This is a genomic window from Micromonospora sp. WMMD956 (genome assembly GCF_029626125.1).
In the GTDB taxonomy this organism is placed as follows: domain Bacteria; phylum Actinomycetota; class Actinomycetes; order Mycobacteriales; family Micromonosporaceae; genus Micromonospora; species Micromonospora carbonacea.
In genome coordinates, this window is sequence record NZ_JARUBI010000005.1 from 5728758 (window position 1) to 5747061 (window position 18304).

General features: G+C 74.6%; 19 protein-coding genes. 16 read left to right on the forward strand and 3 right to left on the reverse strand.

Annotated elements, in window-relative coordinates:
- Positions 1-50 precede the first annotated feature (50 nt).
- The 5 genes from O7628_RS25110 to O7628_RS25130 all read left to right on the forward strand — a co-directional run bounded on the left by O7628_RS25110 (position 51) and on the right by O7628_RS25130 (position 3761).
- Entirely contained in the window at positions 51-800 is a 750-nt protein-coding gene (locus O7628_RS25110) for a nitroreductase family protein (protein WP_278134227.1), read from the forward strand.
- Entirely contained in the window at positions 797-1507 is a 711-nt protein-coding gene (locus O7628_RS25115) for a nitroreductase family protein (RefSeq protein WP_278134229.1), read from the forward strand. The genes O7628_RS25110 and O7628_RS25115 overlap by 4 nt, the downstream gene beginning before the upstream one ends.
- A complete protein-coding gene (locus tag O7628_RS25120) occupies positions 1504-2460 on the forward strand; it encodes a zinc-binding dehydrogenase (protein WP_278134231.1) in 957 nt (318 codons plus the stop codon). Before O7628_RS25115 ends, O7628_RS25120 begins: the two co-directional genes overlap by 4 nt.
- The gene (locus tag O7628_RS25125; protein WP_278134234.1) at positions 2457-3200 is read left to right on the forward strand and encodes an enoyl-CoA hydratase/isomerase family protein; all 744 of its coding nucleotides are present in this window, start codon (positions 2457-2459) and stop codon (positions 3198-3200) included. The genes O7628_RS25120 and O7628_RS25125 overlap by 4 nt, the downstream gene beginning before the upstream one ends.
- A 72-nt stretch (positions 3201-3272) precedes the next feature.
- Entirely contained in the window at positions 3273-3761 is a 489-nt protein-coding gene (locus O7628_RS25130) for a MaoC family dehydratase (RefSeq protein WP_278134236.1), read from the forward strand.
- 85 nt (positions 3762-3846) lie between these two features.
- On the opposite strand, the gene O7628_RS25135 is transcribed toward O7628_RS25130, so the two are convergent.
- Genes O7628_RS25135 through O7628_RS25145 form a run of 3 tightly spaced genes read right to left on the reverse strand, consistent with a single transcriptional unit; the run spans position 3847 to position 5911 of the window.
- Complete coding sequence (locus tag O7628_RS25135) at positions 3847-4362, reverse strand: flavin reductase family protein (protein ID WP_178064395.1); 516 nt, start codon at positions 4360-4362, stop codon at positions 3847-3849.
- A complete protein-coding gene (locus O7628_RS25140; RefSeq protein WP_278134238.1) occupies positions 4359-5177 on the reverse strand; it encodes a VOC family protein in 819 nt (272 codons plus the stop codon). Before O7628_RS25140 ends, O7628_RS25135 begins: the two co-directional genes overlap by 4 nt.
- On the reverse strand, positions 5174-5911 hold the full coding sequence (locus tag O7628_RS25145; RefSeq protein WP_278134240.1) for an enoyl-CoA hydratase/isomerase family protein: 738 nt from the start codon (positions 5909-5911) through the stop codon (positions 5174-5176). Before O7628_RS25145 ends, O7628_RS25140 begins: the two co-directional genes overlap by 4 nt.
- 189 nt (positions 5912-6100) lie before the next feature.
- Here O7628_RS25145 and O7628_RS25150 point away from each other — a divergent pair, with 189 nt between their 5' ends.
- Genes O7628_RS25150 through O7628_RS25200 form a run of 11 tightly spaced genes read left to right on the forward strand, consistent with a single transcriptional unit; the run spans position 6101 to position 18288 of the window.
- A complete protein-coding gene (locus tag O7628_RS25150) occupies positions 6101-7627 on the forward strand; it encodes an ABC transporter substrate-binding protein (protein ID WP_278134242.1) in 1527 nt (508 codons plus the stop codon).
- 2 nt (positions 7628-7629) lie between these two features.
- Positions 7630-8475, forward strand: coding sequence for a dipeptide/oligopeptide/nickel ABC transporter ATP-binding protein (locus O7628_RS25155; protein ID WP_074478881.1), 846 nt, complete (start codon positions 7630-7632; stop codon positions 8473-8475).
- Positions 8472-9395: an ABC transporter permease gene (locus O7628_RS25160; RefSeq protein ID WP_074478882.1), complete on the forward strand. Its 924-nt coding sequence runs from the start codon at positions 8472-8474 to the stop codon at positions 9393-9395. Before O7628_RS25155 ends, O7628_RS25160 begins: the two co-directional genes overlap by 4 nt.
- Before the next feature lie 5 nt (positions 9396-9400).
- Entirely contained in the window at positions 9401-10288 is an 888-nt protein-coding gene (locus O7628_RS25165; protein ID WP_278134246.1) for an ABC transporter permease, read from the forward strand.
- A complete protein-coding gene (locus tag O7628_RS25170; RefSeq protein ID WP_278134248.1) occupies positions 10285-11076 on the forward strand; it encodes an ABC transporter ATP-binding protein in 792 nt (263 codons plus the stop codon). Before O7628_RS25165 ends, O7628_RS25170 begins: the two co-directional genes overlap by 4 nt.
- A gap of 16 nt (positions 11077-11092) precedes the next feature.
- Positions 11093-12514, forward strand: a complete 1422-nt coding sequence (locus O7628_RS25175) for a zinc ribbon domain-containing protein (RefSeq protein WP_278134250.1) — start codon at positions 11093-11095, stop codon at positions 12512-12514.
- Complete coding sequence (locus tag O7628_RS25180) at positions 12504-13688, forward strand: acetyl-CoA acetyltransferase (protein WP_278134252.1); 1185 nt, start codon at positions 12504-12506, stop codon at positions 13686-13688. Before O7628_RS25175 ends, O7628_RS25180 begins: the two co-directional genes overlap by 11 nt.
- Positions 13685-14605 carry an SDR family NAD(P)-dependent oxidoreductase gene (locus tag O7628_RS25185; RefSeq protein WP_278134254.1) on the forward strand — a complete coding sequence of 307 codons (921 nt, stop codon included), beginning with the start codon at positions 13685-13687 and terminating at the stop codon, positions 14603-14605. The genes O7628_RS25180 and O7628_RS25185 overlap by 4 nt, the downstream gene beginning before the upstream one ends.
- A gap of 31 nt (positions 14606-14636) precedes the next feature.
- Positions 14637-15134 carry a VOC family protein gene (locus tag O7628_RS25190; RefSeq protein WP_278134257.1) on the forward strand — a complete coding sequence of 166 codons (498 nt, stop codon included), beginning with the start codon at positions 14637-14639 and terminating at the stop codon, positions 15132-15134.
- The gene (locus O7628_RS25195; protein WP_278134259.1) at positions 15134-16699 is read left to right on the forward strand and encodes an AMP-binding protein; all 1566 of its coding nucleotides are present in this window, start codon (positions 15134-15136) and stop codon (positions 16697-16699) included. The genes O7628_RS25190 and O7628_RS25195 overlap by 1 nt, the downstream gene beginning before the upstream one ends.
- Complete coding sequence (locus O7628_RS25200; protein ID WP_278134261.1) at positions 16696-18288, forward strand: AMP-binding protein; 1593 nt, start codon at positions 16696-16698, stop codon at positions 18286-18288. The genes O7628_RS25195 and O7628_RS25200 overlap by 4 nt, the downstream gene beginning before the upstream one ends.
- Positions 18289-18304: the final 16 nt, after the last annotated feature.

An 18304-nucleotide genomic window follows, 5' to 3' on the forward strand; every position in this document is an offset into this window, starting at 1 on the left:
CGCGGATACCTCGACACCATCCACGCCCAGCACGTCGCGGAGGTCGGCCGATGAAGCCGCCGTTCACCGACCTCCACCACGTCCTGACGACCACCCGGTCTGTCCGGCTCCGCCTCGACTACGACCGCCCGGTGCCCCTCGGCGTCGTCGGCGAGTGCCTCCAACTCGCGCTCCAGGCGCCCACCGGCGGCGGCGCCGAGGACTGGCGCTGGCTCGTCGTCGCCGACCCGGCCCGCAAGGGCGAGCTCGCGGAGCTCTACCGCACCGCGTACCGGGAGCACGTCCACGAGCCGTTGCACAGCGCGGCGGGCGTCGAGAGCGACGTGGTCAGGGGCCGCCTCGGCGGCGTCGGCGCGCACGGCGAGGTCAGCGCCCGGACCGCGCGCATCCTGCGGGGGGCCGAGCACCTCGCGGACAACATCGGCCGCGCGCCGTACCTCGTCATCCCCTGCGCGACCCGGCCCAACCCGGCCACCGGCGGCCCCGGCACGAACTCCGCCGTCTACGGCTCCCTCTACCCGGCGATCTGGCAGTTCAACCTGGCCCTGCGGGCCCGTGGACTCGGCACCGTCATCACGACCCTGCACCTGCACCACGCCGCGCGGGCCGCCGAACTGCTCGGCATCCCCGACGACGCGCTACAGATCACGATGCTGCCCGTCGCCTACACCGTCGGCACGGACTTCCGGGCCGCGACCCGTCGTCCCGTCAACAGCGTCACCTACCTCGACCGGTGGGGAGTGCCCTTCCCCTACGAGGACAAGCCCGTCGACCGCCTCACGGGGGAGGACCCCGCATGACCACCAGAGTGATCACCGACATCGACGAGGTCCTCACGACCACCCGGGCCGTGCGCCACCGGATGGACTTCGACCGACCGGTCGGCCGCGCCGTCGTCGAGGAGTGCCTGCGCCTCGCGCAGCAGGCGCCGATGGGCTCCAACCTCGAGGACTGGCGCGCCGTCGCCGTCGACGACCCCGCCCTCAAACGGAAGCTGTCCGAGCTCTACACCGAGATCTGGCAGCAGACGGTCGAGCGACCCCTGGCCAGCGGCGAGGCGGCGACCACCACCCGCCTGTCGCCGACCGTCCGTGCCGACCCGGAGTCCCGGGCGCGACAGGCCCGGATCCTGCGCGCGGTGAAGCACCTCGTCGACCACCTCGACCGGGTGCCCGTCCTGGTCGTCCTGTGCAGCACCAAGCCGCTGCCGGAGCGGCCGGTCGGCGGCACCGCGTCCGGCTACTACGGGTCGATCTTCCCGTTCGCCTGGTCGTTCCAACTCGCGCTGCGCTCCCGGGGCCTGGGTTCGGTGATGGCCACCGCCCTGGCCCACCAGGCCAGCGGCGTCCAGGCGGTGCTCGGCCTGCCGGCCGAGTGGCGGCCGATCACCCTGCTCCCCGTCGCGTACACCCGGGGCCTCGACTTCCGGCCCGCCGCCCGCGCCGACCTGTCGGACGTGGCCTTCTGGAACGGGCCCGTCGAGCGGGCGGGCTCGGTGCCGGCATGAGGGCCGCCCACGTCGTCCAGCCCAGCGCCGACCACCCCGTCGACGCCCTGCGCGTCGGCGACCTCGCCGCGCCGCAGCCGCACCCCGGCTGGGTGGGCGTCGACGTCCGGGCCGGCACGCTCAACATGCACGACATCTGGACGCTGCGCGGCGTCGCCGGCCGTCCCCACGGCGGGCCGCACGTCATCGGCAGCGACGCCGCCGGGGTGGCCGACGGCCGGGACGTCGTCGTCTACCCGGTGCTGCCCACCGCGCCCGACGGCCGCGCCGTCGCCCACGCGACCCTGCTGCCCGACGCCGGCCACGGCCTCCTCGCCGAGCGCGTCGTCGTGCCGGCGGGCCACCTCGTGCCCAAGCCCGCCGCCCTGAGCTGGGCCGAGGCCGCCTGCCTGCCGACGGCCTGGCTGACCGCGTACCGGATGCTGTTCACCAAGGCCACGGTCGGGCCCGGACGGGTCGTGCTCGTGCAGGGCGCGGGCGGCGGCGTCGCGACCGCCGCCGTCGGCCTCGCCGTGGCGGCCGGCGCCTCCGTCGTCGTCACCTCCCGCTCCCCGGCCAAGCGCGAGCGGGCGCTCGCCCTCGGCGCCGCCGTCGCCCTGGACGTCGGCGAACGCGTGCCGGAGCTCGCCGACGTCGTCGTCGAGACCGTCGGCCCCGCCACCTTCGCGCACTCGGTGCGCTCGACCCGGGCCGGCGGCGTCATCGTCGTGTGCGGCGGCACGAGCGGCTTCACCGCCCAGCTGGACCTGCCGCGCCTGTTCGCCCGGGAGATCACCGTGCACGGGTCGACCATGGGCACCCTCGACGAGTTCCGGGCCCTGGTCGACTACGTCGACACCCACGGCATCCGGCCCGCCGTCGACAGCGTCGTCGACCTCGCCGACGTCCGCGCCCAGGCCGCCCGGATGCTCGCCGGCATGGCGTTCGGCAAGCTCTGCGTGAGCCTGGCATGACCGCCGTCGTCGTCACCCGGCGCGGCCCCGCCCTCTGGGCCCGCATCGACCGCCCGGGCGCGGGCAACGCGTGCGACAGCACGGTGCTCGCCGGCCTCGAACGGTGGCTCGCCGGCGCGGACGATCCCGGCGTACGGGCGCTCGTGCTCACCGGCACCGGCCGCAGCTTCTGCGCCGGCGCCGACCTCACCGAGGCCACCGGCCTGCTCGGCGACCTGCCCGCGCTGCTGGCCTTCCTCGACCGGGGCCGCTCACTCGTGCGCGCGATCCGGTCGGCCCGGGTGCCCACCGTCGCCGCGGTCAACGGGGCGGCCTTCGGCGGCGGGCTCGAACTGCTGCTGGCCTGCGACATCGCCGTCGCGGCCGGCAGCGCCCGCCTCGGCGACCGGCACCTCGCCGCCGGTCAGGTCCCCGGCTGGGGCTCCAGCGTCCTGCTGCCGCTCGCCGTCGGCCCGGCGCTGGCCCGCCGGCTGCTCGTCACGGGCGAGACGTGGTCGGCCGACGAGGCCGCCCGCCGGGGCCTGGTCAGCGAGGCCGTCGCCGACGCCGACCTCGTGCCGCACGTCGACGCGCTGGTGGCCACCGTCGCGGCCCGCGACGAGACGGCGGTCCGCCGGATGCTGGGCCTGGCCCGGCCCGCCGTCGCCGACGCGGCCTGGGAACGCGAGTGGGCGGCCCTCGCCGCGCACGTCGCGGACCAGGCGGCGGCCCGGCCCGGCCCGCCCGGGGCCCCGGCGTAGTCCACGACCCTGTCCCGCCGCAGCCCCTGTCCCGCCGCCGCCCTCGACCGACCCGCTGGAACGGAGCGAACCATGCGCACCGCGAAGAAGACGATCGTGCACACCCCGGGTGACCTGCTCGACCTGGTCGGCCAGGACCTCGGGGTCAGCGAGCCCCGGGTGGTGACCCAGGAGCAGATCGACCGGTTCGCCGACGTCACCGGCGACCACCAGTGGATCCACGTCGACGTCGAACGGGCGCGCTCCGGGCCGTTCGGCACGACGGTCGTACACGGGTTCCTGACCCTGGCGCTCGTCCCGCTCCTGCTCGCGGACATCCTTGAGGTGCGCACGCACTCGATGGGGGTCAACTACGGCCTGGACCGGGTCCGCTTCGTCCGGCCGCTGCCGCCGGGCGTCGAGATCCAGGGCACGGCGACCCTCGTCTCGGCCCGGCCGATCCCGGCGGCGCAGGACGGCTCGCCCGGCGGCGTGCAGGCCAAGGCGGCGGTGGTCGTGGAGTTCGCCGACCGGTCGCAGCCCTGCTGCGTGGCGGAGATCCTGTTCCGCTACTACGGCTGAGCCCGCGCCCGGGGCCGGGCGTCGGGCCGGCGCGACCCGCCGGGTCGCGCCGGCGCGGGCCCGCCGGTCGGTCGCGCCGGCGCGCTCACTGCGGCGCGGCGTCCGACGGGGCGACGAACCGGCCCCGGTAGAACGACAGCGCCGGCACGCCCGTCGGCTTCAGGTGCACGTGGTCGACGTCCAGCAGGACGATCACGTGGTCGCCGCTGGTGATGACCTCGTCGCGGCGGCCGGCGAGGATCGCCGGCGTGCCGGGCAGCAGCGGGACGGCGTCGGGGCCGGGCACCCAGGACACGCCGTCGAGCCGCTGCGCGCCGGACAGGCCGGAGGTGGCGAACCGCCGGGCGACGTCCTCCTGGTTCTGGCTGAGGATGTGGATCGCGATGCGGTCGGCCGCCATCAGGACCGGGAAGCTCGACGAGTGGCTGGTGACGCAGAACAGCACCTTCGGCGGCCGCAACGAGACCGAGGTGAACGAGTTCACGGTCAGCGCGGCGACCTCGCCCGCGCCGGTCACGGCGGTCACGGCGGTCACGCCGGTGGGGAAGTGCCCGCACACCTGGCGGAACTCGGCGGAGTCGAACAGGGGCTCGGCCATCATCGGGTCACCGCCGGGTCGCAGGAGTCGGGTACGGGGCGGAGCCCGCCTTCGAGCTGGATGAGGCACAGCGTGTGCCCGCCGGGGTCCTTGATCAGGTGTAGGCGTCCGTGCGGGCTGTCGACCGGCCCGACGGTCGGCGTGCCGCCCAGGGCGGCGACCCGGGCCAGCGCGTCGTCGAGGTCGGCGACGGCGAAGTAGGTGATCCACTTCGACGGGATGAGGTTGGGCCACTCGTTGTCCAGTTCGAGGACGCCGGCCACCGGGACGTCGCCGAGCATCAGCAGCGTGTACGGCCGGGCCGTCGGCGCGTCGCCGCGCTGGCGGGTGGTGTAGCCGAACAGGGCCCGGTAGTAGGCCACGGCCCGCGCGGGCTCGCCGGTGTCCAGCTCGTTCCAGCACAGCGCGCCGACCGAGTTGAGGGCCTGGACGCCGGCGCGCGACTCGCCCTGGTAGAGGCCGAAGGCCGCGCCGAAGGGGTCGACGACCGCCGCCCCGGTGCCGGCCGCGGGCAGGTAGCGCGGGGGCGTGACCAGCTCGCCGCCGAGCGCGACGGCCTGCCGCGCCGACGCCGCGACGTCGTCGACCGCGAAGTAGGTGAGCCAGCCCCGGGGGCGGCCCCCGTGCAGCGCGGCGGCGTCGGAGATGCCGGCGACGTCGCGCCCGTCGACGCCGCACATGCGGTAGGTGCCGACGCCCAGCCGCTCCGCGCGCACCGTCCAGCCGAGCAGGTCGCCGTAGAAGGCCTCGGCCCGCTCGGGGTCCGGGGTGCACAACTCCACCCAGACGGCCTCGCCGGGCCGGAACGGCCGGCTCACCCGGACACCGCCCGCGCGGCGAGGCCGGCGACGATCGTGCGCGCCGAGACGTCGTACGCGTGGTCGGGGGCCCCGCTGGCGAGGCTCGACTCGACGACCTCGACCACCGCCCGCAGGGTGCCCGGCGGCAGGGCGAGCAGCGAGTCGACGAGGTCGTCCACCTCGCGGTCGAGGTGGGCGTCGGGGACGACCCGGGCGACCAGGCCCCAGGCGTGCAGCTGGGCGGCGGTGGCGGTCGCCGCGCCGGTCAGCAGGTGGTAGGCGTGCGGCCGGGGCAGGGCCCGGGTGATCGTGTGGCCGACCCCGGCGGGCGCGAAGCCGAAGCGGGCCTCCGGCAGCGACAGCCGGGCGTCGGCGGCGGCGACGGGCAGGTGCACGGCGTCGAGCAGGCCCGCGCCGAACCCGATGACCTGGCCCCGGACGGCGGCGACGACGGGCACCGGGAGCCGCCGGATCTCCTCCAGCGCCGCGTCGCTGCCGCGCAGCCGGGCGGCGACCGCCTCGCGGGTTGCGCCGGCCAGCTTGGCGAAGGACGAGGTGTCCCAGCCGCCGCAGAAGTGCCGCCCGGCCATGTCGAGGCGGATCACCACGCAGGTCTCGTCGGCGGCGGCGGCCGTCATGGTGTCGACGAGTTCGCGCAGCGCGGCGTCGTCGACGCAGTTGCCGCGGGCGGCGTTGTCGTAGCGGACGCACGCCACGCGGCCGTCGTGCCCATGGGTGAGGGTGATGGTCACCGCCGCATCATACATACCGGTCGGTATGAATACAACGCCCCTGGCGGGCGGCCCTTTGACACACGAACGTCACGGACGAGATACCCACTCGACCCGTTGACTTGATACCGGCTGGTCGGTACTTTGTGGCGAACGTCACCGCCGGCTCAGGCCGCGACCTGGCGGGTCCATCGCCTCTGAAGGACGCCCATGATGATCACGAAATTCCTGCGCTCCCGGCGGCCCCTCGCTGCGGCCGCCGCCCTTGCCATCGCGAGCGCCAGCCTCACCGCGTGCGGCGGGTCCGACTCCGATGACGCCCGGTCGTCCGGCTCGGCCACCGTCCGGGCGCTGCTCGCCGCCCAGCCGGCCACCCTCGACCCGATCGTCGGCGCGCGCTCCGCCCAGATCGTCTGGGCGACGATGCTGGAGCCCCTGATCAACACCGACAAGGACCTCGCCCCGACCGACACCGGCCTGGTCACGAGCTGGACGCGCACCGACGCGACGACCTGGACCTTCAAGGTCCGGCCCGACATCGCCTTCAGCAACGGCGAGAAGGCCGACGCGGCGGCCGTGGCGAACACCATCACGCTCACCCGCGACGCCGCCGCCTCCCAGCTCAAGTCCTACTTCACCAACGTCACCGCGATCGAGGCGCCCGACGCCACCACGGTCGTGGTCAAGACGAAGACCCCGCAGTACAACATCCCCGACCTGCTCACCACGGTCTACCTGGTGCCGCCGAAGTACTACCAGGAGAAGGGGTCGGAGGGCTTCGCCGCCGCCCCCGTCGGCACCGGCCCGTACGTCTGGGGAGGCGCGAACGCCGGCCGCGACATCTCGGTCAAGAAGAACCCCGACTACTGGGGCACGAAGGCCGCCAACGACGGCATCACCTTCACCTGGGCCAACGAGGCCGCGCAGCGCCTCGCGCTGATCCAGAGCAAGAGCGTCGACATCTCCTTCGACCTGCCGCCCGCGCAGGCGAGCGCGGCCAAGAACGCCGGCGTCGACGTGGTCAGCACCGAGACGGCCATGAAGATCATCGCGTTCCTCGACTCGACGAAGGCCCCCTTCGACGACCCGAAGCTGCGCGAGGCCGCCGCCCTGGCCATCGACCGCGACGCGATCGTCAAGGGCATCTTCGACGGCCAGGCCGTCGCCGACGCCGGGCTGCTCAACGTCAAGCCGGGTCAGCAGCCGGCGCGGAGCGTGACCGCCGACGCCGCCCGGGCCAAGGAACTCGTCGGCTCCGCCGCCCCGACCGTGCAGATCAGCTACCCGGCTGCCCAGTACACCAACATCGAGGAGGTCGCCCAGGCCGTCGGCGGCAGCCTCGAACAGTCCGGCTTCAAGGTGACCTACGTCCCGCTCGACTACGGCACGCTCGTCAAGCGGATCATCGGCCGTCAGGTGCCCGGCATCTCCATCTTCGCCGGGGTGCCGAACGTCGCCGTGCCGGACTACTTCGTCAGCGGCTTCATGAAGACGAAGTCGATCACCGGCAACTGCCCCGACCCGAAGATCGACGAGCTCGCCCAGCAGGCGCTGGAGCAGGACGGCGCCGAGCAGGCCGCCCCGATCTACGACCAGCTCAACACGATCGGCGTGGTGGACAAGCACTGCTACGTGCCGCTGTACCGGCAGGTGTTCAACTACGCGACCGCCCCCGGCGTCTCCGGCGTGGTGTTCGGCCCCCTGAACACCGTGGACTTCACGAAGACGACCCGCTGACGATGACCGAGGCAGTGCGCAAGGGGGTGTCGGGCGAGGCCGCCCGGCACCCCCGCACCCCGGAGCCGGAGACCCCGGTGCTGGTGGTCGACGACCTCGTCGTCGAGCACCGCGACCGCGGCACCGGCCAGGTCTTCCGCGCCGTCGACCACGTGTCGCTGCGCATCGACGCCGGCCAGAGCGTCGCCGTCGTCGGCGAGTCCGGCTCCGGCAAGACGACGCTCGCGATGGCCGCCACCGCGCTGGGGCCGCGCGGCGGCGGCGACATCCGGCTGCTCGGCCACTCCCTGTCGGAGATCAGCCGTACGCGGCTGCGCCGGCTCCGGCCCGAGGTGCAGGTCGTCTTCCAGGACCCGCACGGCTCCCTCGACCCCCGCCAGTCCGTGCGGTCCGGGCTGCGGGAGCTGCGCGCCCTGCAACCCGAGCGCACCTCCTGGATCGGCGACGCCGAGCTGCTCGGCAGCGTCCGGCTCGCCCCCGAGCTGCTCGACCGCTACCCGCACCAGCTCTCCGGCGGCCAGGCCCAGCGGGTCTGCATCGCCCGGGCGCTGCTCATGCGCCCGCGCCTCATCGTCGCCGACGAGCCGACCTCCGGCCTCGACGTCTCCGTCCAGGCCGACGTGCTGGCCCTGCTCCGGCAGATCCGCGCCACCACCGGCGCGGCGCTGCTGATGATCAGCCACGACCTCGCCGTCGTCCGGTCGCTCTGCGACGTCGTGCACGTCATGTACCGCGGCCGGGTCGTCGAGTCGGGGCCCTGCGAGCAGGTCTTCGTCACCCCCGAGAACGACTACACCCGCGAGCTGCTCGCCGCCATGCCCGGAGCGCGCTGGAGGTCCCGCCGATGAAGGCCAGCACCGTCCGCCGGGTCGGCAGCCGGCTCGCGTCCCTGTTCGCGTCGCTGCTGATCGCCCTCAGCCTCGCGTTCCTGCTGGGCCGCCTCTCCGGCGACCCCACCGCGACCATCCTCGGGCCGATGGCGCCGCCGGAGCAGCGCGAGGCGCTGCGCCACGAGCTCGGCCTCGACCTGCCCCTGGTCGTGCAGTACCTCGACTACCTGCGGGGCATCCTCACCGGCGACCTCGGCCAGTCGCTCCAGTTCTACCAGTCCAACACGTCGATGATCGCCGACCGGCTGCCGTACACGCTGCAACTGGTCGCCGCCGGCATGGGCCTCGCCCTGCTCGTCGGCGTGCCCCTCGGCGTGCTCGCCGCGACCCGGGAGGGCACCTGGTGGGACCGGGCCGCCTCCACCGTCGCCCTGCTCGGGCAGTCCGTGCCCGTCTTCTGGTTCGGCATGATGCTCGTGGTGCTGTTCGCCGTGAAGCTCGGCTGGCTGCCCGCCGGGCAGTCGGGCACCCCGAAGCACCTGATCCTGCCCGCCCTCACCATGTCGGTCTACCCGATGGCGCACATCGCCCGGCTCACCCGCGCCTCGATGAGCGAGGCCCTCGCCGAGCCCTACATCGACTCCGCCCGAGCCCGGGGGCTCGGCAACCGTCGGGTCGTGTGGCGGCACGCGTTCGCCAACGCCATGATGCCGATCCTGACGATCGTCGTGCTCCAGACCGGCATCCTGCTCTCGGGCGCGGTCGCCGTCGAGTACGTCTACTCCTGGCCGGGCCTCGGGCAGCTCGCGCTCCAGGCCATCCAGTTCCGCGACTTCCCGCTCGTGCAGGCGATCGTCGTCTTCGGCGCGCTGGTCTTCGTCCTGCTCAACCTGGTCGTCGACGTCCTGCACTCGATCGTCGACCCGAGGGTGAGGTGACCGGCGTGAGCCAACTCGAACTCGACCCGACCGCCGCGGGGGCGCCGCCCCGGCGGACCGGCCGGCGCGCGCGTACCTCCGTGTTCTGGCTGTCCCTGCCGCTGGCCGTCGTCTCCGTCGGGGTGTTCGTGCTGCCGCTGACCGGGCTGCTCCCGGCGGCCGGTCAGGACCTGGCGGCGACCCGGCAGCCGCCGGCCTTCCTGCCCGGCGGCACCTGGGCGCACCCCCTGGGCACCGACAAGCTCGGTCAGGACGTGCTCACCCAGTTCGTCACGGCCGGCCGCCTGACGATCGTCATCGGCCTGGTCGGCGCGCTCGTCGCCATCGGTCCCGGCACGCTGCTCGGCGTGCTCGCCGGCTACTTCCGGGGCTGGGTCGACCGGGTCATCTCGGTGCTCATCGACGCCCAGCTCGCCCTGCCGTTCATCCTCGTCGCCCTCGCGATCATCGCGAACCGGGGCAGCTCGCTGCCGGTGCTGTTCCTCGTGCTGGCGCTCACCGGCTGGGCCGTCTGCGCCCGCGTCACCCGCTCGGCGACCATGGCGATCCGGGAGCGGCAGTTCGTGTTCGGCCTGCGCGCGGCCGGCGCGTCGGAACCCCGGATCGTCTTCCGGCACATCCTGCCCAACCTCGCCGGCACGACCGTCGCGCTCGGCACCCTCCAGGTCGGCACGGCCATCCTGGTCGAGAGCGCGCTGAGCTTCCTCGGCCTGGGCGTGGTGCCGCCGATGAACAGCTGGGGCTCGATGCTGGCGTCCGGCCAGGACGAGCTGAGCCAGGCGTGGTGGATCGCGTTCTTCCCCGGGCTCGCCATCACGCTGCTGGTGCTGCTGGTGAACCTGCTCGGCGACGCGCTGCTCACCCACCACGACCCCCGGAAGGCGCGCCGATGAGCGTCCTGCTGAAGGCCGACGGCCTCGCCGTCACCGCCCGGCTCTCCTCCGGCGACCTGCGCCTGCTCGACGACGTCGACCTGGAGATCCGCCGGGGCCAGATCGTCGGCGTCGTCGGGGAGTCCGGCAGCGGCAAGACCACCCTCGCCCGCTGCGTCGTCGGGCTGCTCGACCGCAACGTCCGTGTCGAACGCGGCTCCGTCGCGCTGGCCGGCGACGTGGTGGTGGCCCCCGGCGTCGACCGCACCGACCGGGTGCGCGGCAGCGCCGTCGGCATGGTCTTCCAGGACGCGTCGCGGTCGCTGAACCCGCTGCTGCGGGTCCGCGCCCAGCTCGCCGAGGTGCTGCGCCGGCACGTCCGCGACATCACCCGGGCCGAGGTGCGCCGCCGCTCGCTGGAGGTGCTGGAGCAGATGCGCATCGCCGACCCGGCCCGCGTCCTCGACAGCTATCCCCACCAGCTCTCCGGCGGCCTGCGCCAGCGGGTCGCCATCGCGCTCGCCGTCGTCACCCGCCCCGCCCTGGTGATCGCCGACGAGTGCACCACCGCCCTCGACGTCACGACGCAGACCAAGGTCGTCGGCCTGTTCCGCACCCTCGTCGACGAGCTCGGCATCGGCCTGCTCTTCGTCACCCACGACCTCATGCTCGCCAGCGACCTCTGCGACCGGATCACCGTGATGAGCGGCGGGCGGGTGGTCGAGTCCGGCGACGCCGACAGCGTGCTGGACCGGCCGCAGCAGGAGTACACCCGACGGCTCCTCGCCGCCATCCCCTCCTGGACCTGAAGGAGAACCGCCACCCATGCCCGAACAGCCCGGCATCGACGCCTACGCGGCCTACCTCCCGGCGTACGTGCTCGCCGACAACCGACTCGACGCGACGACGCCGCCCCGGCCCGGCGGCCCGGCCCGGGGCGTCGCCGCGTTCGACGAGGACACCGTCACGATGGCCGTCGAGGCGCTGCGCCATGTCGCCGCCGCCACCGGGCCCGGCCGGCAACTGCTGTTCGCCACCACCAACGCCCCGTACGAGGCGAAGACCTCCGCCGGGGTGGCGCACGAGGCCCTCGGTCTCGACCCGGGGATCGCCGCGGTCGACCTGCGCGGGCACCGCAGCGGCGCGACCGCCCTCGACCTCGTCGTCCGGGCCGGCGCGACCGCCGCCCTGGCCGACCTGCGCACCACCCGCCCCGGCGCGCCCGACGAGCTGGCCCAGGGCGACGCCGCCGTCGGCCTCGTCGGCGGCGGCCCGGCCGCCGCCGCGCTCCTGGCCCGCGCCGGGCGCACCGCCGAGGTCCTGGACCGCTGGCGGCTGCCCGGGGAGCGCCACGACCGGGTCTGGGACGAGCGGTTCACCGCCGAGGTCCTCGCCGCCGCCGGCCTCGATGCGGCCCGCCGCGCCCTGGCCGAGGCGGCCCTCGACGCCGTCGACACCGTCGTCGTGTCGTCGTCGAACCCGCGCGCGGCGGCGGCGCTGCGCCGGGCGCTGGGCGGCGACGGCCGGGACGCGACGATCGAGCGGGCCACCGGCTTCACCGGGGCCGCCCACCCGGGGCTGCTGCTCGCCGCCGCGCTCGACGAGGCCCGCCCCGGCCAGACGATCCTGCTGCTGTCGGCCACCGAGGGCGCCGACGCGTTCGTCTTCCGCGTCGGCGACGGGGTACGCGCGGCGCGCGGCGGCCCGTCCGTGCGCGACCAGCTCGCCGCGCGCCAACCCCTCGGCTACGGCCGCTACCTGCGCTGGCGCGGGCTGCTCGACGTGCAGGGCCCGGCCCGGCCGGCGGCACCCGCCCCGGCAGCGCCGCCGATGCGCCGCCGCGCCGGCTGGAAGTACCGGCTGGAGGCCAGCCGGTGCGACGCCTGCGGCGCGGTCACCACGCCCCCCGGCCGGGCCTGCGCCGCCTGCGGCATCGCCGCGACGCCCGACGCCACCGGGAAGGTCTCGCTGCGCGAGCGCACCGCCCGGGTCGTGTCGGTGACCCGCGACCACCTGACCACCATGCCGGAGCCGGAGGTCGCGGTCGTCGTCGCCGACGTCGACGGCGGCGGCCGGCTCAGCGCCTACGCGACCGACGTCGCGCCCGCCGACGTCACCGTGGGCATGGCGATGACGCCGACCTTCCGGCGGCTGTGGACCACCGACGCGATCCACAACTACTTCTGGAAGCTCCGCCCGACGCCCCAGGACGCCCCGCCCGGAAAGGACACCACCGATGGCCAGTAGGCGCACGGTCAACGACGTCGCGATCGTCGCGATGGGCTGCACCCCGTTCCGCGACCACTGGCACGCCTCGGCCGACGACCTGCTCGTCGACGCCGTGCGGGAGTGCGTCGGGTCGACGCCCGCGCTCACCCTCGACGACGTCGACGCGTTCTGGGTCGGCACGCAGGGCTCGGGCCTGTCCGGGCAGACCCTCGCCCGGCCGCTGCGGCTGACCGGCAAGCCCGTCACCCGCGTCGAGAACTACTGCGCCACCGGCTCCGAGGCGTTCCGCAACGCCGCGTACGCCGTCGCGTCCGGGGCGTACGACATGGTCATGGCGACCGGGGTGGAGAAGCTGAAGGACTCCTCCTACTCGGGGCTGTCCGCCGTCTATCCGCCCGCCGACGGCACCGACGTCGACTGGACCGCCCCCGGCGGGTTCTCCCTGCTCGTCCCCGCCTACCAGCGGGCGTACGGGGTGGACGCGCGCGGCATGCGCGACGCCCTGACCCGGGTCGCCGTGAAGAACCACGCCAACGGCGCGCGCAACGAGCGCGCCCAGTTCCGCAAGGCGGTGACCGCCGAGACGGTGGAGAACTCGCCGCGGGTGGCCGGGCCGCTGGGCGTCATGGACTGCTCGGGCGTCTCCGACGGGGCCGCCGCCGCGATCCTCGTGCGCGCCGAGGACGCCCACCGCTACACCGACCGGCCCGTCTACCTGCGGGGGATGGGCTTCGTCGCCGGGTCGGGGGCCGGGCTGGCCACCGACGGCTACGACTTCACCACCTTCCCGGAGGTGGTCGCGGCGGCCCGGCAGGCCTACGAGCAGGCCGGCGTCACGGACCCGGCCACGCAGATCTCCCTGGCCGAGGTGCACGACTGTTTCACACCGACGGAGGTGGTGCTCATGGAGGACCTCGGGTTCTCGGAACGCGGCAAGGGCTGGCGCGACATCCTCGACGGCCGCTACGACCTCGACGGGGCGCTGCCGGTCAACACCGACGGCGGCCTCAAGTCGTTCGGCCACCCGATCGGCGCGACCGGGCTGCGGATGATGTTCGAGTGCTTCACCCAGCTCCGCGGCGAGGCCGGCAGCCGGCAGGTGCCCGACGCCCGGCTGGCGGTCGCGCAGAACCTCGGCGGGCAGCCCGGCTCCTGCGTCGCGTTCGTGGCGGTCCTGGGGAACGAGCGATGAGCGCCCGGGTCACCCTCGACGGCCGGGTCGTCGTCGTCACCGGGGCCGGCAACGGCATCGGCCGGGCCCACGCCCTCAGCCTCGCCGAGCGGGGCGCGTCGGTGGTCGTCAACGACCTCGGCGGCACGGTCGACGGGTCGGGCTCCTCCGGCGCGGCCGAGCAGGTCGTCGCCGAGATCCGCGCGGCCGGCGGCACCGCCGTCGCCTCGACCGACTCGGTGGCGACCGCCGAGGGCGGCGCGAACCTGGTGCGCCGCGCCGTCGACGCGTACGGCCGCCTCGACGCGGTCATCCACAACGCCGGCATCCTGCGGGACCGGACGCTGGCCAAGATGGGCGACGACGACGTCACCGCCGTGCTCGACGTGCACCTCGCCGGGGCGTTCCACGTGCTGCGCCCCGCCTGGCCGCACCTGGTCGAGCGCGGCTACGGCCGCATCGTGCTGACCAGCTCGTCGTCCGGGCTGTTCGGCAACTTCGGCCAGGCCAACTACGGCGCGGCGAAGGCCGGGCTGATCGGCCTGATGAACGTCCTCGCGCTGGAGGGCGCCCGGCACGGCATCCTGGTCAACGCGATCGCGCCCACCGCGGCGACCCGGATGACCGAGAACCTCCTCGGCGACCTGGCCGACCGGTTCGACCCGCGGCACGTCGCGGCCGTGGCGACGTACCTCGCCTCCGAGCGGTGCCGGATCAACCGGCACATCCTCACCGTCGGCGGCGGCCGGGTCGGCCGGATCTTCCTCGGCGTCACCCCCGGCTGGTACGGCGGGCCCGCGCCGGCCACCCCCGACGACATCGACGGGTCCATCGACGACATCTGCCGGCTCGACGACTTCGTCGTGCCCGACAGCGGCGCCGACGAGGTCACGCTGATCCAGCGGGTCCTGGCCGGCCCGCCCGGACCGGCCGCCTGAGCCGCGCGGACAACCCAGAAAGCGAGTCACCATGCCGGTCAGCGAAGTGCACCACGTGGCCATCACCGTCTCCGACGTCGACCGGGCCGCGGACTTCTACGAGCGGGCCCTCGGCTACCGCAGGACGCTGCGCACCGACGTCGGCGGCCCCGGGATCGAGGTGTCGCTGGGCCTGCCCGCCGGCACCACCGGGAAGGTCCAGTACCTCCAGGGGCCCAGCCGTGTCGGCCAGCTCGAACTCATCGAGTGGAACGGCGTCACCACCCGCACGGCGACCGGCGGCCACCTGGAGCTGGGGCCCTTCCTGCTCAGCTTCGAGGTGCCGCTCGACGAGATCCACGAGCTGCACCGGCGGCTGGTCGAGCTGGGCGCCGACTGCCTGACCGCCCCCAACCGGGTGCTGCTGGAGAACTACGGCCACATCACCGCGTTCGCGGCCCGCGACCTCGACGGCAACCTGCTGGAGTTCGTGTCGCTGCCGTCCCGGGAGGAGATCCTGGCCCGGCGGCGCGACGGCGGCGGCAACTGATGGCCGCCGGCAACGTCACCGAGCACCTGCGCCGGCAGGCGCTGCGCCGCGCCGACCGGGAGGCCCTCGTCGACGCCGACCGCCGCTGGACGTACGCCGCGCTCGACGCCGACGTCGACCGGCACGCGGCGGCGCTGCTGGCCGCCGGCGTCACCGCCGACGACCTGGTCGGCGTGCTCGGCCGTAACACCGCCACCTACGTCATCGAGCTGCTCGCGCTCAGCCGCATCGGCGCGATCTCGGTGCCGCTGAACTGGCGGCTGCACGTCAACGAGCAGGCGTACGTCCTCGACCAGGCCGGCGTCACCGGCCTGCTCTACGACGACGACTTCGCCGACGACGCCGACCGGCTGGCGACCGCGGCCGGGCTGCGGACCCTGGTCGCCAACGGCGACCGGGTCGTCGGCGGCGCGCGGCGGCTGGCCGACCTGCTCGCCGGGCAGCCGGCCGGCGTGCGGGTCGCCGACGCCGAGAAGGGCCCCGCCGACGTGCACCGGCTGCTCTACACCTCGGGCACCACGGCCCGGCCCAAGGGGGTCGTGCACACCTACGGCAACCTCGCCGCGAACCACCTCGCCCAGGTCCTCGAACTGGAGCTGACCGCCGCCGACCGGATCCTGGTCTCCGCGCCGCTGTTCCACGTCAGCGGGCTGGAGGCGCCGGGGCTGGCGACGTTCGTGGCGGGCGCGACGATGGTGCTCACGCCGACGTTCAAGGCGGCGGACATCGCCCGCATCGCCGCCGAGGAACGCATCACCGGCATGGTGCTGGCCGCGCAGATCCTCTTCGGCGTGCTGGACCTGCCCGACCCGCCGGACCTCGCCGCGCTGCGCTACCTGCTCTTCGCCGGCGTCGCGCCGGGCGTGCGGCGGGAGGTGAAGCGCCGCCTGCCGCACGTGCGCCTCGTCGACACCTTCGGCATGACCGAGCTGTGCAACGGCGTCTGCTACATGGACGCCGCCCACGAGGAGGCGAAGCTGGGCGCGCTCGGCGCGCCGTTCCCCGGCGTGCACATCCGGATCGTCGACGAGCACTTCCGGCCCGTCGCCCCCGGCGTGGCGGGGGAGATCGTCGTGCGCGGCGAGAAGGTCTCGCCCGGCTACTGGAACGACGACGAGGCCAACCGGCGGACCCGCCGCGACGGCTGGTTCCTCACCGGCGACGTCGGGCGGATCGACGCCGACGGCTACCTGTGGTTCGTCGACCGCCGCGCCGACCTGATCAAGTCCGGCGGGGAGAACATCGCCAGCGCCGAGATCGAACGGGTCCTCGCCCGGCACCCCGACGTCGCCGAGGTCGCCGTCGTGGGCGTGCCGGACCCGCAGTGGGACGAGGTGCCGAAGGCGTTCGTCGTCCTGCGCGACGGCGCGGCCACCGCCGCCGAGGAGCTGCGCGGGCACTGCCGGGCCGAACTGGCCCGGTACAAGGTCCCCAGGTACGTCGAGGTCGTCGCCGCGCTGCCGCGCAACGACTCCGGCAAGGTCCTCAAGACGCTGCTGCGCCAGGGCGGCACCGGGACGCCACCACCGGAGCGCAGCTCCCCGCGCCCGGCGGTGGCCGGGTGAGCACCGCCAACATCGCCGCGATGCTGGCCGGCAACGCCCGGCGCTTCGCCGACGCCGACGCGCTCGTCTTCGAGGGCCGCCGGTGGACCCACCGGCAGCTCGACGCCGACGTCAACGCCCTGGCCGCGGGCCTGTCGGCCGAGGGGGTACGCCGGGACAGCCGGGTGGCGATCGTGGCGAACAACGTGCCGGAGTTCCTCCTCCTGTCCCTGGCGCTGGCGAAGCTCGGCGCGGTCTTCGTGCCGCTGAACTACCGGCTGACGCCGGGGGAGCTGGCCCGGCTGCTCGCGCACGCCCGGGTCCAGGCGGTCGCGAGCGTCCCGGAGTTCGCGGCGTTGACGGAGGCCGCCCTGACCGAGGCCGCCCTGACCGAGGCCGCGCCGGCCGCCGGCGGTCCCGGCCCGGCGGGCGTGGGCCGGTTCGCCCTCGAACCGATCGGCGACGGCTGGCTCGACCTGCGGGCGCTGATCGACGCCCACCGGGGGGCCCGGGTCGCCGACGCCGACCTCGACGACGCCGCCCTGCAACGGATCGTCTACACCTCCGGCACGACCAGCCTGCCCAAGGGCGTCCTGCTCACCCACGGCAACGTGAACATGAACATGCACGCCCAGATCGTGGAGCTGGGGCTGCGCCCCGGCGACCGGATCCTCAACTTCGCCCCGCTCTACCACGTGGGCGGCACCGACCTGCCCGGCTACGGCATCTGGCACGTCGGCGGCACGATGGTGCTGCTGCGGCGCTTCGAGCCGGCGGCCGTGCTGCGGGCGATCGAGGCGGAACGGATCACCGGCATGGTGATGGCGGCGACGATGCTCGACATGCTGCGCCGCGCGACGGGCGTCGCCGCCGACCTGTCGTCGGTGCGCTGGGTGATCTACTCGCAGGTGACGTCGGCGCTGTTCGCCGTGGCGCGGGGACTGTTCCCCCACGCGCGCCTGATCGAGGGCTACGGCCTCACCGAGACGTGCAGCGGGCTGACCTACCTCGACGCCGCGCACCAGGAGTCCAAGCAGGGCTCGGTGGGCCTGCCGGTGCCGTGGGTCCAGGTGCGGGTGGTCGACCCGGACGGCCGCGACGTGCCGGCCGGCGAGGACGGCGAGGTGGTCGCGCGGGGGCCGAAGGTGAGCCCCGGCTACCTCGACGACCCGGAGGCGACGCGGGCCGCGTTCCGCGACGGCTGGTTCCACACCGGCGACATCGGCTGCCTCGACGCCGACGGCTACCTCTACATCCGCGACCGGCTCAAGGACATGATCCGCAGCGGCGGGGAGAACATCGCCAGCGCCGAGATCGAGAACGTGCTCGCCGGGCACCCGCTCGTGCTCGCCGCTTCGGTGGTGGGCGCGCCGCACCCGGTGTGGGTGGAGGTGCCGGTGGCGTTCGTGGTCGGCCGGCCGGGGCTTCAGGCCGGGGACCTGATCGCGTACGCCCGGCGGCGGCTGGGCCGGTTCAAGGTGCCGAAGGAGGTCTTCCTGGTGCCGGAGCTGCCGACGAACCCGTCGGGGAAGGTGCTCAAGCGGACCCTGCGCGAGCTGCGCGCCGAGCTGCGGCCGGACTGGACGTACGCCGAGCCCGGGCGCGGCTGACGCCCGGCCGTCGACG